This is a genomic window from Zhongshania sp. (genome assembly GCF_029212375.1).
In the GTDB taxonomy this organism is placed as follows: domain Bacteria; phylum Pseudomonadota; class Gammaproteobacteria; order Pseudomonadales; family Spongiibacteraceae; genus Spongiibacter.
On sequence record NZ_JARGNU010000012.1, the window covers coordinates 43841 to 59764 of the forward strand.

The following is a 15924-nucleotide window of genomic DNA, read 5'->3' on the forward strand; positions in this document are numbered from 1 at the left end:
CGGGATATTCCCGCAAATTAGCGTGAAACCAAGGCTGCAGCGGCGTGCTTGTGACGCTACTGGTCTGGGTTTCCGCGGACTTATCTTTTGATGGTGGCACTTAGTGACTTCTAAGTCAATAACGGCCAGTAGGGCCGCCGAACAGAAATGCGGCTAGCGCTCGAGCTGCTTGCGAAATTGCAGTGGGGTGGCGCCGGTCCAGTTTTTAAAGGCGCGAATAAAGGCGCCGGGCTCGGTATAACCGGTTTTGTAGGCAATTTTTTCGATGCTGTCGCTACTACTGGCCAGATAGTGAATGGCGAGTTCGCGGCGCATGGTGCTGCGTATGGATTGAAAGCTGGTGCCCTCCTGCTTTAAACGGCGGCGCAGGGTGTCGGGGCTAAAGCCCAGCGCTGCGCTAGTGTCGCGCAGCGCTGTTTTGGCGGTGAGGTGGTCGGGCATTTCGCTAAGAATATGGCGTACTTGTAACGAGAACTGGCCGCTTTCACTCAAAGGCAAATACAAGTTTGCTGGGGCTTCTTTTAGGTAGCCCGCGAGCTTGGCTTCGTTTTGCACAATGGGTCGCTCTAGGTAGGCGCTGTCAAACTCAAGGGCGCTATAGGCTTGGCTTGTTAAAACGGGGGAACCGTAAAATAGGTAGTGGTGTTCATGAAAAGCGGGGCTGGGATAGTCAATACGCACCCCTTGCAAGGCAATGCGCTCATTTATTAACCAGTTACTAAAGCGGTGTACCACCATGAGTGCGGTGTCTATGGCAAAATCGTTTAGCACTGGCATATTGTCGCGGCGGCGAATTTGTAATTCGCAGCGGCGGCCCTGCACATTGAGCTGGTAGGCCAAGCTGTTTTCGAAGAGGTTGCTAAATTCAATGTAGCGCAGCAGCGCGTCGCCAAGGGTTTTGGCATGTACTACGTTAACGCATATCGCTCGGTAGGTACCTAAGCGCTGGGGTTTGGCGAGCAATCCATACTGTTCATCATTGAGGCGGTCACTGCTGAGGCGGCATAGCTTAATGAATTTTTGGATGGGGATACGGGTTTGTGGCGATTCTAATAGCCGAGCATCTATACCGCATTTGCGCAGCAATGCGGGAATGTTCAGCCCTTTGTTTGTCGCGCCAGACAGGCTGCGGCCCACGGTGGCCATTGAGATACTGAGCGAGTCGAAATTATCCATATAGCGTGATTATAGCTGACGACTTGCATTCAAATGTTAATTTTTGTGTCATTTTTTGGTCATTGTCTCGGTCAGTCCAATCTTTCACACTGTGGCCCCGAACCTAGGCTAAGTCAGTTTTGGCCAGAATTTGAATCTCTATAATGTAAATCCGAGGTACGCCGTGAGCACAGCTGCATTTATATATGAAGCCATTCGTAGTCCCCGTAGTAAAGGTAAGACGGGCGGTACACTTAACGAAGTGAAGCCTGTGGCGTTGATCGCCGGCTTGCTGAAAGAAATCCAGCAGCGCAACGACCTTGATACCAGCCGGGTTGACGATGTGTTGCTAGGCTGCGTAACCCCAATTGCTCAGCAAGGCAGCAATATAGCCAAGGCCGCCGCCCAATTTGCGGGCTGGGATGAAACGGTTGCTGGGGTGCAGTTAGACCGTTTTTGCGCCTCTGGCTTAGAGGCCGTTAACACCGCAGCGCAAAAAATTGCCTCGGGTTGGGACGACTTGATTGTTGCTGGTGGCGTTGAGTCGATGTCGCGCGTGCAAATGGGCAGCAATGGCGGGGTGATGTTTTCTGATCCCGAGTTTATTTTTGGGCAGCGCTCTGTTCCCCAAGGCGTCGGCGCTGATTTGATCGCTACTCTGGCCGGCTGGGATCGTACCGCCGTCGACAGTTTTGCAGTGCAGTCGCAGCAGCGCGCGGCCTTTGCGAGAGACAATGGTTATTTTAAATCAGTCGTGCCAGTACGTGATGCCAGTGGTGCGGTGATTCTGGGCCAAGACGATTTTATTAAGCCCGATAGTACCCTTGAGTCCCTCGGCACCCTGCGGCCCTCATTTGCAGCGATGGGCAGTGCTGGTATGGATGATATGGCATTGTCTAAATACACCTCGGTTGAGCAGATCAATCACGTACACACCGCAGCAAATTCCTCCGGTATTGTTGACGGTGCCAGCGCGGTACTTATTGGCAGCGAGGCAATTGGAAAAGAGTTGGGACTGGTACCCCGTGGCCGTATTGTCGCCACCGCAGTTACCTCAACAGATCCCGTTATCATGCTCACTGGCCCAGGCCCCGCAGCATTGAAATGCCTGAAAAAAGCCGGTTTAAACGTTAAAGATATCGACCTTTGGGAGATCAACGAGGCCTTCGCTTCTGTCGCGTTGCGCTTTATGGACGATCTTGGCATTGACGACAGCATTACCAATGTTAACGGTGGCTCAATTGCTATGGGACATCCACTAGGCGCCACCGGCGGTATGTTAGTTGGCACCGTTCTAGATGAACTTGAGCGCCGCAATTTAAAGCGCGGCTTGGTCGCCCTGTGTGTGGGCGGCGGTATGGGTATCGCCACTATCATCGAGCGGGTGTAAACCGCGAGTAGCAGACGGCAGTAATCTCGGCATCGCACAAGGCAATTTCGCGGCGGTGCCGCTCTGACGAACAGCAGACAAAATTCAGGAAAGCACAATGACAACATCATTTCTCTATGAAAAAGACAGCGACAATATCGTAACCGTCACTATGGATATGCGCGGCAGTGTAAACGCGATTAACGATGAGTTTATCGACGGTTTGCGCAGCTCGCTCGAGAAATTAGCGGGCGAGGCAGATTTGGCGGGGGTGGTTATTACTTCTGCTAAGAAAACTTTTGTTGCTGGCGGTGATCTCAACGACTTGGTCGCGGCCCAGCCCGGTGAAGAGCATGGTGTATTTGTGCGCACCGAAGAGATTAAGGCATTATTTCGCGGCATAGAAAAACTGCCGGTTCCGGTTGTTGCCGCCATTAATGGCGCGGCGCTGGGTGGCGGTTTAGAATTGTGTTTGGCCTGTAACTACCGCATAGCTGTGGATTCCAAGGCGGTTATGGTTGGGCTGCCGGAAGTGGGCTTGGGTCTGTTGCCAGGCGGCGGCGGCGTAGTGCGCCTGACTACATTGCTGGGTTTTGAAAAAGCCTTTCCGTTTTTGATTGAAGGTAAAAAATTGGGCGCGGCGCCCGCGGTTGCGGCCGGCTTGATTCACGAAACGGTGGCGGACCAAGAAGCCTTGCTGCCCCGCGCTAAGGCGTGGATTCTTGAGCAGCGCGGCAATGAGTTAGCAGCTGTTCAGCCTTGGGATGTGCGCGGCTTTAAAATACCAGGTGGCGGCGAAGAGCAGCCAAGTATTCGCCAGGCAATCGTATTTTATGCCGCTGGTCTGCGTAAAAAGACGCGGGGCTTGTTACCTGCGCCAGAAATGATACTGGATATTATGGTCGAAACCCTGCGCGTAGATCTCGATACCGCGCTGCGTATCGAGAGCCGGCAGTTTGCTCAGCTGGTAACCACGCCAGAAGCGAAGAACATGATTAACGCCTTCTTCTTCCAAATGAATCAGGTGGCTGGCGGCCAAAGCCGACCCAAAGGGTTTGAGCAAAGCACCGTCTCGCGCCTAGGTATACTGGGTGGCGGTATGATGGGCCAAGGTATTGCCATGTCGGCGGCTATGGTCGGCATTAGCGTTGTTATTAAAGACGTAACCATGGAGTCTGCAGAAAAAGCCAAGGCTTATTCTGAAAAAGGTCTGGCTAAGCTGATTCAAAAAGGTCGGATGACTGAGGCTGCCGCCCAAGATGTATTGGCGCGCATCAAACCAAGTATTAGCAATGACGATTTGCAGGGCTGCGATTTTATTATTGAAGCCGTTTTTGAAAACGTCGAACTCAAGCACTCGCTGACCAAATCGACGGAGTCCTGCTTGGCAGAGGGCGGCGTGTGGGCATCTAATACATCTACGCTGCCAATTACGTCTTTGTCTGGCGCCAGCTCAAACCCTAGCAATTTTATTGGAATGCATTTCTTCTCGCCGGTAGACAGAATGCCGTTAGTGGAAATTATCTGCGGTGCAGAAACCAGCGAAGAAACCCTTGCTAAGGCCTTCGATCTGGCTCGCCAGCTGAAAAAGACTCCCATCGTAGTTAACGATTCACCTGGTTTCTATACTTCTCGAACTATTGGTACGCCAATACAAGAAGCGGCTCAGTTAATTGCCGAAGGTATTAATGCAGTGCGCGTGGAGTCGGTAGGTAAATCAGTGGGTTGGCCAGTTGGCCCCTTAGCGCTGCAAGATGAAGTTAGCCAAAAGTTGTCTTTAGATATTATTGATGCTCAAATCAGTATGGGCTTGAGCAAAGCTGAAGATGATCCGACGCCACAGGGAACTGCGCTGATGCGCTGCCTGTTAACCGAGCATAAGCGCGGAGGTCGGGTTCATGGCGGCGGTTATTACGAATACACTGAAGCCGGCAAGCATATTTGGCCTGGTTTACGGGAAATGTATTTTAATGCCGAGGTTGATGGCGAGGTAAATGATCAAGATATTCGTGATCGTCTGCTGTTCCGTCCAGTGATTGAGAGTTTGGTATGCCTAGAAACCGGTGTATTACGCACCGTAGCCGACGGCAATATTGGCTCGATTATGGGGATCGGTGCACCGGCGTGGACAGGCGGCTATCTGCAGTTTATTAATACCTATGGCGTGCAGCGTTTTGTAGATCGCTGCCGCGAGTTAGAAGCTAAATACGGTAAGCGTTTTGCGCCGCCAGCTATTGTGATTGATAAGGCCGCTGCTGGTGAGCTGTTCCAGTAAGGCGGATGCTATCCCGGGCAGTCAGCCCGGGATATTCAACAATAAAGATTTGCCGGAGTATGAGCGATGAGTAATACGATAAAGACACCATTGGAAATGTTTTACCACTGGGAGTCGGTGGCTGCAGAGCAAGTGTTTCTGCGTCAGCCTAAAGACTTGCAGTGGACCGAATTTACTTGGGGGCAGGTAGCTGATCGCGCGCGTCGCTTAGCGAGCTATATTTCTGCGCAAGGCTATGAGCCCGGCAGCCGTATCGCGGTATTTGCAAAAAACTGTGCCGACTGGGTAGTTGTAGATTTTGCAATTATGCTGAGTGGTCACGTTAGCGTGCCTTTGTACCCAGGTCAGGATGCACCGTCTTCACGTTATATTTTAGAGCACAGCGAAAGTCAGATGATTTTCCTGGGCCAGTTTGATATTGCCGGCCAAGCAGATGAGGTTTTGCCCGCGGGTATGAAGCGCGTGGCGATACACGGCTGTAGCTGTGAAACGGAAGCAAATCTAGACGCTATTGTGGCTGCTCACCCGCCGATGGCTGAGTCACCAGTGCCAGACACTGAAGCGCTAATGACAATACTTTACACCTCGGGCACCACTGGTAATCCGAAGGGTGTAATGCATGTGCACGGCACGCCAGGACGGGTTTTACCGCGTATGCACAAAGATTGGAATGTGGGTTTGGGTAAAGAGCGCGAGCGCTTCATGTCTTATTTGCCACTGTCTCACGCTGCTGAGCGCGCCATTGTTGAAATGAATGCACTGTACTGTAATGGCGTGGTGTCTTTCTCTGAGGGGCTAGAAACCTTTGCCGCCGAATTGCGCGATGTTGAGCCAACTTTCTTCTTCTCTGTGCCGCGCCTGTGGGTAAAATTTAAAGCTGCTATTGACGCGAAGATTCCGCCAGAAGCGCAGGCAGGGTTTGGCGAAGCTGAAAAGGAGCAGATCAGAAAACAGCTGGGTTTAAATCAAGCGCGTATGGTCTTAACGGGTTCAGCACCTTGCCCACGCGATGTGCAAAATTGGTTTATCAATCTTGGCGTGGTACTGCGCGAAGGGTATTCCATGACCGAAAATTTCTGTGACGGTACTTTTTGGCTGTCTGACGAGCGGCCCCAAGCCGGTTGTGTCGGGGTGCCTTTAACTGGCGTTGAAATAAAAATTACCGACGATGAAGAAGTATGCTTTAAAAGTAATGGCTTGATGGTTGGCTATTACAAAAGCCCAGAAAAAACTGCCGAAGCGCTTATCGATGGCTGGTATCACACCGGCGATACTGGCAAGCTCGACGAAAACGGCAATCTGTGGATTACCGGCCGTATCAGCGAAGTGTTTAAAACCACCAAGGGCAAATTTATTCAGCCGATTAAACTCGAAGACGATTTCGGCTCTTTAGTTGAGCTTGAGCAAGTTTGCGTTTGTGGTCATGGTTTGGATCAGCCGCTGTTATTGGCGACCTTGTCTGAGCTTGGTAAAGGCTTGTCTGCGGATGAGCTCACTGCAAGCCTTAGCGCTTCGCTGGCGAAAATAAATGCCAAGCTAGCCGCTTATGAGCGGGTCAATCACGTTGTGATTACACCGGAGTGGACAATTATGAATGGTCTGCTCACACCTACCTTGAAGCTTAAGCGCAAAAGCATTATTGCGCATTTTAAAGATCAGATTGAAGCTAAGCATACTGACACTGTGGTGTTTATGTAGGCTCGATCTAGCTAGCCGCTAGTCGGCTTAAAGCAATAAAAAAGCGCCTTTCGGCGCTTTTTTATTGCTTGTGCTATTGGTGCTGGGCTTATGCGAGCGGGGGGTTACCTGGTAATTGCACCAAACCGTCGTCTAGCTTCAGCCAAGACAATTTAGACGCGCACCACATATGGCCTTGCAGCGTGGCAAGGTTGGGGTCTTCTAAGGTGCCCACTTTAATAAATAACATCTCGGGCATTTCGGCTAGCATGGAATACAGTGGCGTGCCGCAGTTGCCACAGAAGTGGCGCTTTACTGTGAGTCCGGCCTCACCTTTAACGGTGTAGACTTTGCTTGGACCGGTCATTGCGCAGTTAGCGGCGGGAAAGAAAGCAACCGTTGCAAAGGCGCTGCCAGAGGCGTACTGGCAGTCGCGGCAATGGCAGGCCATTACGCTGGCTGGCTCGCCTTCGCAGCTGTAGGTAAAATCACCGCAGGCACACTGGCCCTTATATTTGATGTCGCTCATGCCATTCTCCGGAAGGTCTGTTACTCGTCGATTAATTTGTTTAATTTCAGAATGAGGTGATTTATTTCACTGCGGGAATCGTCGGCGCTGCTTACAATGCCATTGAATAACAAGTGAGTGAGTTGCTCGGCAATAACATTGCTGTCTTCGCGCTTGGTGCCCGAGACGATGTCCCAGAGATAGTGTTCTATCGCGCCAAAGACGACATTGCGAATGAGGATTGGCGATACGGATTCGTCAATCTCACCGCTTTCTTTGCCTTCGCGCACCACGTTAATAACGACATTGGTATAGCGGCGATTGAAGTTGTGCACCTTTTCAAGTAATTCGGTATGCGAGCCGCGAGACTCATTGAGAATTACAGTGCAGAGATCGCAGTTATTGTGCAAAAACGACATGTGGGTATGAATTACATAGCGCAATTTATTTTGCGCGCCACTGATGGCGGCAGCCCCCGTTTCCATGGCGAGAGTGATCTCTTCATAGAAATTTTCGATTACTTTGGCCATTAAGGCGCGCTTACTTTTAAAGTAATGGAGCACCGTGCCTTCAACTACGCCCACCATGTCGGCTATTTCTGCAATGGTGGCGATTTCATAGCCGCGATTAATAAAGACTTGTCGCGCAGCGCTAATAATTTCAGTTTCGCGCTGTTCGCGCGAGAGTCGAGTGCGGGTGCTTGGCTTTTTTACTTTGCTCACTATGTATTTTTCTCTCGCTCTGGGTGCGAGGCCGGTTGCGTTATCACTCATCGCCATTGGCAATAAAATCCGCTTCTCGGCGCTCGCGAAAGGCATTGAGCCCTTCCTGAAAAGCCTTGCCACCGAAACTTTCGGTTTGCAATTTTTGCTCTAGCAGGAGCTGCTCGTTAAAGCTGTTTTGATAAGCGGCACGCAGCGACTCTTTGGTTCTGCGAACAGCGCCAGGAGATAATTTGGCCAGATTGGCCGCCAGTGCCGAAGCTTCTGTCATCAGCTCGCTATCGTCAATACTTTTCCAGATCATTCCTGCGCGCGCCGCATCGTCGGCGCTGAGCGCGTCGCCGGTTAAACACATGGCCAATGCTTGATTGTAATTTAGGCCTCTGCTCACCAGCCATGAGCAGCCCATGTCGGGAACGACACCCAGCTTGGGTACAAAGGGTAGTGAAAAATACGCAGACTTGGCAGCCAGTACAATGTCGCAATTTAATGCTAAGCCCACACCGGCGCCAATTGCTGGGCCATTTACCGCAGAAATCAGCGGAATGGGCATATTCATCATGTAATTGGCCAGCGGGTTATAGGTCTCTTCAATTGCCTTATTAACGTAGGCGTCGAGGGGGCCTTGCTGAGCCATAAAATTCTTAAGATTGCCGCCCGCGCAGAAAAATTTACCGTTGCCGGTTAATAGCACGGCGCGCACGGTGTCGCTGGCGACAGCATCGCGCAGAGCGTTTAGTAAGGCATTGGCCGATTCTTCGGTAATACTGTTGAACGAGGCGGGCTCATTCAGGGCGATAGTGCGAACGTGGTGCTGGTCGCTAATTTCAATCATGTACTTGCTCCGACTCGTTAGGTGCCGCTGTTAATGCGCGTGCTCGTAAATTGGCTTAGCGGCGCGGTGTTACGCAATCTATGCTGGCGTCGCCGAGCTGGTAGCCACCGTCGATGTCAAAAATAGTGCCGGTAACGTATTTGCCAAGATCGCTGCTCAAATAAATGGCGGCGCTGCCAATATCTTCAACTGAACCGAGGTAGCGGGTGGGGAGTGCGGCTACTAATTTTTCACCAGCGGCGGGGTCGGTGGCAAATAGGCGGGTTAAGCCTTCGGTTTCGGCGGTTAAACCAGGTGAAATGCCGTTAACCCGAATACCTGCTGGGCCCCATTCCATTGCTAAGGTTTTGAGCATGGCGTTAACACCGGCTTTAGCGGCGCACACATGGGTTTGCAGTGGGGTTGGATTCACGGCTTGGGGCGCGGTGATGGCAATAAAGCTGGCGCCGGGCTTGTTGCAGTGATCGTAGGCGGCGCGGAATACGTGATAGCTGCCAATAAGGTCGATATCAACAATGGTTTTAAAACCGTTGGGGCTAATATTGACTGCGGGGGCAAAGAAGTTGCCCGCAGCGCCAGCAATAACAATGTCGAGGCTGCCAAATTTAGCAACGGTGGCTTTAATCGCTTCATTAATGGCGTCGTAATCGCGAACGTCGGCGCTAACGGCCAAGGTTTCTAAGCCGCTAATCGCGGTAATTTCGGCAGCAGCTTTATTGGCTTTTTCTATGTCGCGGCCAACCACGCAGATTTTGGCGCCGTGTTTTGCCATTGATTTGGCAATGCCAAGGTTGATGCCGCTGGTGCCGCCAGAGATAAAAGCGACTTTTCCTTCAAGGGTATTTTCGTTAAACACTGGGGCCTTCCTTTTACGGTATGTAAGGGTTGTTTATCTTATAATTGAGTTTGGCTCAATTTTAATAGTACGCCAGCTAAAGCGTAAAATCCAGCTTGTAGGCCGCGCACTATCGGGTTTTTGCTCTGGCCGAGGCGCTTGCTGCGCTCGATTTCTGTCTGCATAAAAAGTTCTTATTGAGGGTTTTAGCCTCTGTTTCGTAGTGTTTTGGCGCAAAATATGGCGGTACTTTCAATATACCGGTTTGCGCACTTTTCTATTTGGCTACTTAGCGGTAGTGGGGTGAGTATACAAATATTGATATCGAGGTCAATATTGTCTATATTAACTCTTGCTCAATAGTGCTGAGTTTCCACTATTGCTGCGCTGCGGGGTCTTGGCTCCGTGCAGTGTTTTTTAGTAGTGCCCTTCCAGGTGCGATTTTTCCCCGTTTTTAGGAGCGGGGCTTTTTATTTAAGCGCGTGGAAGCAGTTTGGTGTCCGTTAAGGGAAGGTTGTTGTAAAGGGGTGTGCGACGGTGTCGCCCCCCTTTTTTTGTCGGTCATTTATTGCGGCTCAGCTAATAAGCTGGCTTTGAGCGTCACTTATTAAATTTTTTGAGTCTTTATCAATAGGTGAGTGATTGGCTGTAACTTTTTGATTTGTATTGGCTATATCTCTGCTGTAGGCGCTTTACGACACGTTTTTTGACGTTTGTTATAGCGAATGTAAATGCTTGCTATTGAGTATGACTCAATTGTAAGGTATAAATATTAATATCAACTAAGCACACTGGAAAATTCAATGTCTGCTGTACGAAGTTTCAAAAAAGTACTTGTCGCCAACCGTGGCGAAATTGCGATGCGGATTCTGCGCACGCTCAAGGATCTTGGGCTGCCTTCTGCTGTTCTCTATCATCGTCAAGAAATTGAAAGCCCTGCGCTCAGTTTTGCCGACGAGGCCTTTGAGGTCTTTGGCGATACACCGGTCAGCGCTTACCTTGATATTCCGCAGATTGTTGAGCTGTGCAAAAAGCACGGCGTCGATGCGGTGCATCCTGGTTATGGCTTTTTGGCTGAGAACGCGGCTTTTGTTCGCGCGCTAGACGCCGCGGGTGTTTGCTTTATAGGGCCGCGCCCAGAAGTGATGAACTTAATGGGCGACAAAATTGGCTCGCGCGACTTTGTTGCCGAGCGCGGTTTCCCTATCGCGCCTTCAGTTATAGATGATGGCGACGAAGACAAGCTGATTGCCAGCATTATCGAAATTGGCTTCCCAGTTTTGATTAAAGCCTCTGCTGGCGGCGGTGGTAAAGGTATGCAGATTGTTCGCGAAGCCGACGGCTTGCGTGACATCGTTGCGACCGCAAAAGTAGAAGCCCAGCGTTACTTTGGTGATCCGCGTGTATACGCAGAGCGCTACATCGAAAGCCCACGCCATATCGAAGTACAGGTATTAGGCGATGAGCACGGCAATTGCGTGCACTTGTGGGAGCGCGAGTGCTCTATTCAGCGCCGTTTCCAAAAGGTAATTGAAGAGACGCCGTCCCCCGCGCTGACCCCAGAGCTGCGCAAAGATATTTGCGAATCAGCAGTGGGTATCGCCAAGGCAACCAATTACACCGGTGCCGGTACCATCGAGTTTATTTTCGCCCCTAATGGCGATTACTACTTCTTGGAAATGAATACCCGTATTCAGGTAGAGCATCCCATTACCGAAATGGTTACTGGTGTTGATCTGGTTGCGGAGCAAGTGCGGATTGCCATGGGCCATCCCCTGAGCTACCGCCAAGAAGAGATTAAGCAGGTCGGTCATGCTATTGAATGCCGTATTTGCGCAGAAATTCCCGACGACGACTTTGCGCCTGCTGCGGGTAAGGTTCTCATGTTGCGTCCGCCAGTTGGCGAAGGCATGCGCTTTGACAGTGGCAGTTACGAAGGTCAAAAAGTCGGTACCGCCTTTGACTCTATGATCGCCAAGCTCATTGTTCACGCTGAAGATCGCGATGCGGCAATTGCCCGTGCCGGTGAGGCGCTAGAGCAGTTTGTATTGCTCGGTGTTGAGACTAATTCAGATTACCTTGGCCGCCTGCTTCGTCACCCCGCGTTTATTGCTGGCGAGACGAATACTGGTTTTATCAAAGACCACGCGGCTGACCTTGGGCCAGATGCGCTGAGTGCCGATTTGCAAACCGCTGTATTAGCTACGGCCGCGCTGAGTGATCGTCAATTTGTGGCAATGATGGATGAAGTGCCTTATCCATACCGCCTCATGAAAGAATGGAGAAACTGAGTTGAGATACACATTCAAAATTGGCGAAGAGCTGGTTAAAGTTGCGCCGCGCAGCATGGCCGATGAACTTATTTTGGCCATTGGCGAGCAGAATTGCCGCGTTGTTTTTGATCACGGCCGCGAAGGACGTTGCACCTTAACGCTAGACGGGCGCAGCTATGAGTCTTGGGTTGCTCGTGACGGTGACGACATCTATATCAAAATGGCTAGCCATTATTTCAAGGTTACCGCTGTTGATCCTCGCGCTGCGGCCTCCGGCGCCAGCGCTGGTGCTGGTGCTATTAGCGCACCAATGCCTGGCGTTGTGGTTGAAGTGCTGGTTGCCGAAGGCGACACCGTCGTTGAAGGCGATAAATTACTGACTATCGAAAGTATGAAATTGCAATCGACCGTTAGAGCGGCCTGTGACGGCGTTGTTGGACGTATACACGTGAGTGAAGGTTCCGAATTCAACAAAGACGATGTTCTTGTTGAAATTGAGAGCGAATAAATTCACTTCTGACATTCATTGATATCGGCTGGACTATCGCCATGCGTAGAATTCAATCGCGAGTTAACATTAACTCGCCAGAGTACCAAGAAAACCTTAAAGCTAACGAAGCGCGTTTGGGCGAGTTTCATCGCCGCCAAAACGCCGCTCGCCACGAGCGTCCCCAGCGGGATTTAGACCGCTTGGCGCGCCAAGGCAAAATGTTACCGCGCGAGCGTTTAGAAATGCTGCTCGATCCAGGCACGCCATTTTTGGAACTGTCTACCTTGGCGGCGGGCGAGCACTACGACGGCGATTCGCCATCGGCAAGCTGCATCACCGGTATTGGTATTGTCTGTGGCCGTGAAGTATTGATTCACGCCAACGACAGCACGGTAAAAGGTGGCGCTTGGTATCCAATGACAATCAAAAAGATTGTTCGCGCCATGGATATCGCCATTGAGAATCACCTGCCCGTTATTCACTTGTGCGACAGCGCCGGTGGTTTCTTGCCGCTGCAGTCTGAACTGTTTGGCGACAAATATTTTGCTGGTCGTATTTTCCGCAACCAAGCCATCCTCAGTAAGATGGGTTGCAAGCAGTTGTCATTAGTATTTGGTCACTGCACCGCGGGCGGTGCTTATGTACCGGCCTTAAGTGATTACAGCGTAATCGTTCGCGGCACCGGCGCAGTATTCCTCGGTGGGCCGCCATTAGTTAAAGCGGCAACCGGCGAAGAAGTCACGGTTGAAGAGCTGGGCGGTGCAGACATGCACACCTCTGTAAGTGGCACCTGCGATTACCCCGCAGACACCGAAGAAGAAGCCATTGCCATTGGTCGCGAGATCGTTGCCCAGTGGAGCAAAACCAAAAAATGGGATGCCCAGCAGCAGGCGCCGGAAGCACCGTATTACGACCCTAAAGAGTTGTACGGCATTATCCCAGCCAATATCAAAACTCAGTTCGACATGATGGAAGTGATTGCCCGTGTAGTCGATGGCAGCCGTTTCCACGAGTACCAGCCCGCCTACGGCAAAACCTTGATCTGCGGCTTTGCGCATATCTGGGGTTATAAAGTGGGCATTATCGGCAACAACGGTATTCTGTTTAACGACAGCTCTAAAAAGGCGTCGCACTTTATTCAGCTGTGTAACCAGAATAAAACGCCGCTGGTGTTCTTGCAGAATATCACCGGTTATATGGTTGGCCGCGAATACGAGCGCGAAGGTATTACCAAAGACGGCGCCAAAATGATCATGGTGCAAGCGGGTAGCGAAGTGCCTAAGTTCACTATTATGACCAATGGCTCTTACGGCGCTGGTAACTACGGCATGTGTGGTCGCGCTTTTGACAGCCGCTTCTTGTTCAGCTGGCCCAATAGCGAAATTTCGGTAATGGGTGGCGAGCAAGCAGCAAAAACTTTGGCGACCATTAAAACCACTCAGCTTGAGCGCGAAGGCAAAACCCTGAGCGATGAAGAGCGTGCAAAAATTTACAGCGATGTAACTGACGATTACGAGCATCAAAGTAGCGCTTACTACACTTCATCGTTAATTTGGGATGACGGCATTATTGATCCAGCCGATACCCGCAATGCACTGGGTATGGCGATTGCCACCGCGATGAATGCACCGATTGAAGATCCGCGTTACGGCGTATTGCGCATCTAAGCGCGTTTGCTAAGAATTGAGGAATAGTCATGACAAATTTATTTGAATTAGGTGAAGAGCATCAAGGCCTGCTAGACCACGCCGACCGTATTGCTAAGGATATGTTGTATCCATTAGCTGAGCGTATGGACAATGAAGAGTGGTGGCCGTCTGAGCTGTTTCCAAAATTAGGCGAACTCGGCCTGTTGGGCGTTACTGTTGCGCCTGAGTACGGCGGCGCCGGCATGGACTTCTTGTCTTGCGGCGTTATCGCCCAGGCGTTCTCGCGCTGGAACCACGCCCTAGGTTTGAGCTGGGTGGTTCACGACAATTTGTTCGCCAATAATATTTATGCAAACGCTAGCGAGTTTCTGAAAAAGAAATACCTGCCAGATGTCTGCGCCGGTACCAAGATTGGCGCTTTGGGTTTGACTGAGCCGGGTGCAGGTTCTGACGCGCTAGGTTCTATGCGCACCACTGCCCGTCAAGACGGCGATCACTACGTGTTGAACGGCAGCAAGATTTACATCACTAACGGCCCCGTTGCCGACGTGTTGTTGGTTTATGCAAAAACCGAAAAAGACGCAGGCTCAAAAGGCATCACTGCATTTTTGGTAGAGAAAGATTTCCCCGGTTTTAAAGTTGCACAGAAACTCACTAAAATGGGTTTCCGTGGCAGCCAAACTGCGGAATTGGTTTTTGAAGAGTGCCGCGTACCCGCAGAAAATATCGTGGGCGAATTAGGTCAGGGCCACCGCGTTGTCATGAGCGGTCTGGATCTTGAGCGCGCCATGATTAATCCAATTTGTGTCGGTATTGCCGAGCGGGCATTGGAATTGTCGGTAGATTACGCCAAAACCCGTCAGCAATTTGGTAAGCCTATTGCGAGCTTCCAAATGGTACAAAGCCGCTTGGCCGATATGTACGCCAATGTTGAAACCATGAAGCTGATGACCTACCGCGCACTGTCTGCCTGCCAAGGCGTTGCTCACGGCGAAGCTGGTCGTGGCGAGATTCACAAGCTGACGGCAGCGGCGATTATGTTTGTAGCCAACACTTTGAACAAAGTCCTCGACGACGGCGTGCAAGTACATGGCGGTAGCGGTTATATTTGGGAATCTGAAATAAACCGTCTGTTCCGCGCCACTAAGCTATTAGAGATTGGTGCCGGTACAACAGAAGTTCGTAAACTGATAATTGCCGGCGAACTACTCCGTTAAGAGTCGTAATCGGCTGAGATATTGCTAATGAAAAAGCCGCTGGTCGTACCGAGCGACGCTGAATTTGCCACTGCCCCGCTGCCTTTTAGCGGGGGCTCTTTTGCGGGCCAAGTGGTGTTGGTCAGTGGCGGCGGCAGCGGCATTGGTAAAGCCACTGCGTGGTTGTTTGCACGCCTTGGCGCCCACCTTATTATTACTGGACGCACCGAGCAAAAGCTCGTCGATACCGTTGCGGCATTGACAGACGCTGGTTTGTCGGCGAGTTACAAGCTTCAAGATATTCGTGATTACGAAGGCATTGCGGCGATGTACGAAGCCATATACGCCGAATTTGGTCGCCTCGATGTGCTCGTTAATAATGCGGGCGGCCAGTTCCCCCAATCGTCTATCGACTTCTCTAAAAACGGCTGGGATGCCGTGGTTAATAATAACCTCAATGGCAGCTGGTATATGATGCAACACGCTGCGCGCCAATGGCGCGACCGTGGCCTGCAGGGCAGCATTGTGAACATTGTCGCGGTTGTGCCGCGGGGTATGTGCGGCGGCGCTCACACTTGTGCGGCCCGCGCTGGGGTTATACACCTTTCAAAAACGGTGGCGGTGGAGTGGGCGGAATACAATATTCGCGTCAATTGCGTTGCCCCCGGTGTTATTTACAGCGAAGGCATGGGTGCCTACAGCCCCGAGGCCATGAGCGAGTTCGATAAGTCCAACCCTATGAAGCGCTTCGGTACACCTTGGGATATCGCCCAAGCTTGTGTGTATCTCGGTGGCCCTAGCGGCAGTTTCATTACCGGTGAAGTGCTCACCATTGATGGTGGTGGTCAGTTGTGGGGAGATTTGTGGATGCAGGGTAAGCCGGATTATTTTAAATAAAGTTTTGCCAGATAATTGGCAAAGGGGTGAGGCGCAAGCCTCA

At 51.2% G+C, this 15924-nt stretch carries 14 protein-coding genes; 8 read left to right on the forward strand and 6 right to left on the reverse strand.

Going from position 1 to position 15924, the window contains the following annotated elements:
* Positions 1-153: 153 nt before the first annotated feature.
* Positions 154-1176 (reverse strand): AraC family transcriptional regulator, encoded by a 1023-nt coding sequence (locus tag P1U47_RS12785; protein ID WP_301029411.1) that lies wholly within the window; start codon positions 1174-1176, stop codon positions 154-156.
* A gap of 163 nt (positions 1177-1339) precedes the next feature.
* Here P1U47_RS12785 and P1U47_RS12790 point away from each other — a divergent pair, with 163 nt between their 5' ends.
* The 3 genes from P1U47_RS12790 to P1U47_RS12800 all read left to right on the forward strand — a co-directional run bounded on the left by P1U47_RS12790 (position 1340) and on the right by P1U47_RS12800 (position 6497).
* On the forward strand, positions 1340-2545 hold the full coding sequence (locus P1U47_RS12790) for an acetyl-CoA C-acetyltransferase (protein WP_301029412.1): 1206 nt from the start codon (positions 1340-1342) through the stop codon (positions 2543-2545).
* A gap of 97 nt (positions 2546-2642) precedes the next feature.
* Positions 2643-4799, forward strand: a complete 2157-nt coding sequence (locus P1U47_RS12795; RefSeq protein ID WP_301029413.1) for a 3-hydroxyacyl-CoA dehydrogenase NAD-binding domain-containing protein — start codon at positions 2643-2645, stop codon at positions 4797-4799.
* Between the two features lie 66 nt (positions 4800-4865).
* Positions 4866-6497, forward strand: a complete 1632-nt coding sequence (locus tag P1U47_RS12800) for an AMP-binding protein (protein WP_301029415.1) — start codon at positions 4866-4868, stop codon at positions 6495-6497.
* A gap of 88 nt (positions 6498-6585) precedes the next feature.
* Here P1U47_RS12800 and P1U47_RS12805 read toward each other — a convergent pair whose 3' ends face one another.
* Genes P1U47_RS12805 through P1U47_RS12825 form a run of 5 tightly spaced genes read right to left on the reverse strand, consistent with a single transcriptional unit; the run spans position 6586 to position 9561 of the window.
* Complete coding sequence (locus tag P1U47_RS12805; RefSeq protein WP_301029416.1) at positions 6586-7005, reverse strand: GFA family protein; 420 nt, start codon at positions 7003-7005, stop codon at positions 6586-6588.
* Between the two features lie 20 nt (positions 7006-7025).
* Positions 7026-7802 (reverse strand): TetR/AcrR family transcriptional regulator, encoded by a 777-nt coding sequence (locus P1U47_RS12810; RefSeq protein WP_301029417.1) that lies wholly within the window; start codon positions 7800-7802, stop codon positions 7026-7028.
* Positions 7750-8541, reverse strand: coding sequence for an enoyl-CoA hydratase-related protein (locus P1U47_RS12815; protein ID WP_301029418.1), 792 nt, complete (start codon positions 8539-8541; stop codon positions 7750-7752). Before P1U47_RS12815 ends, P1U47_RS12810 begins: the two co-directional genes overlap by 53 nt.
* A gap of 55 nt (positions 8542-8596) precedes the next feature.
* Complete coding sequence (locus P1U47_RS12820) at positions 8597-9397, reverse strand: SDR family oxidoreductase (protein WP_301029419.1); 801 nt, start codon at positions 9395-9397, stop codon at positions 8597-8599.
* Positions 9398-9435: 38 nt separating this feature from the next.
* Complete coding sequence (locus P1U47_RS12825; protein WP_301029421.1) at positions 9436-9561, reverse strand: hypothetical protein; 126 nt, start codon at positions 9559-9561, stop codon at positions 9436-9438.
* 618 nt (positions 9562-10179) lie between these two features.
* Here P1U47_RS12825 and P1U47_RS12830 point away from each other — a divergent pair.
* The 5 genes from P1U47_RS12830 to P1U47_RS12850 are packed head-to-tail and all read left to right on the forward strand — an operon-like array spanning position 10180 to position 15881.
* Positions 10180-11667 carry a biotin carboxylase N-terminal domain-containing protein gene (locus tag P1U47_RS12830; protein WP_301029423.1) on the forward strand — a complete coding sequence of 496 codons (1488 nt, stop codon included), beginning with the start codon at positions 10180-10182 and terminating at the stop codon, positions 11665-11667.
* Position 11668: 1 nt separating this feature from the next.
* A complete protein-coding gene (locus P1U47_RS12835; RefSeq protein WP_301029424.1) occupies positions 11669-12157 on the forward strand; it encodes a biotin/lipoyl-containing protein in 489 nt (162 codons plus the stop codon).
* A gap of 41 nt (positions 12158-12198) precedes the next feature.
* Positions 12199-13806, forward strand: a complete 1608-nt coding sequence (locus P1U47_RS12840) for a carboxyl transferase domain-containing protein (protein WP_301029426.1) — start codon at positions 12199-12201, stop codon at positions 13804-13806.
* Between the two features lie 29 nt (positions 13807-13835).
* Positions 13836-15005 carry an acyl-CoA dehydrogenase family protein gene (locus P1U47_RS12845; RefSeq protein ID WP_301029428.1) on the forward strand — a complete coding sequence of 390 codons (1170 nt, stop codon included), beginning with the start codon at positions 13836-13838 and terminating at the stop codon, positions 15003-15005.
* Between the two features lie 27 nt (positions 15006-15032).
* Complete coding sequence (locus P1U47_RS12850; protein ID WP_301029429.1) at positions 15033-15881, forward strand: SDR family oxidoreductase; 849 nt, start codon at positions 15033-15035, stop codon at positions 15879-15881.
* Positions 15882-15924 lie beyond the last annotated feature (43 nt).

Coding starts and splice junctions, on each gene's coding strand:
- P1U47_RS12815 (WP_301029418.1), bottom strand. CDS start 8,541: ATGATTGAAATTAGCGACCAGCACCACGTTCGCACTATCGCCCTGAAT.
- P1U47_RS12810 (WP_301029417.1), bottom strand. CDS start 7,802: ATGCCTTTCGCGAGCGCCGAGAAGCGGATTTTATTGCCAATGGCGATG.
- P1U47_RS12825 (WP_301029421.1), bottom strand. CDS start 9,561: ATGCAGACAGAAATCGAGCGCAGCAAGCGCCTCGGCCAGAGCAAAAAC.
- P1U47_RS12830 (WP_301029423.1), top strand. CDS start 10,180: ATGTCTGCTGTACGAAGTTTCAAAAAAGTACTTGTCGCCAACCGTGGC.
- P1U47_RS12845 (WP_301029428.1), top strand. CDS start 13,836: ATGACAAATTTATTTGAATTAGGTGAAGAGCATCAAGGCCTGCTAGAC.
- P1U47_RS12785 (WP_301029411.1), bottom strand. CDS start 1,176: ATGGATAATTTCGACTCGCTCAGTATCTCAATGGCCACCGTGGGCCGC.
- P1U47_RS12800 (WP_301029415.1), top strand. CDS start 4,866: ATGAGTAATACGATAAAGACACCATTGGAAATGTTTTACCACTGGGAG.
- P1U47_RS12850 (WP_301029429.1), top strand. CDS start 15,033: ATGAAAAAGCCGCTGGTCGTACCGAGCGACGCTGAATTTGCCACTGCC.
- P1U47_RS12805 (WP_301029416.1), bottom strand. CDS start 7,005: ATGAGCGACATCAAATATAAGGGCCAGTGTGCCTGCGGTGATTTTACC.
- P1U47_RS12840 (WP_301029426.1), top strand. CDS start 12,199: ATGCGTAGAATTCAATCGCGAGTTAACATTAACTCGCCAGAGTACCAA.
- P1U47_RS12795 (WP_301029413.1), top strand. CDS start 2,643: ATGACAACATCATTTCTCTATGAAAAAGACAGCGACAATATCGTAACC.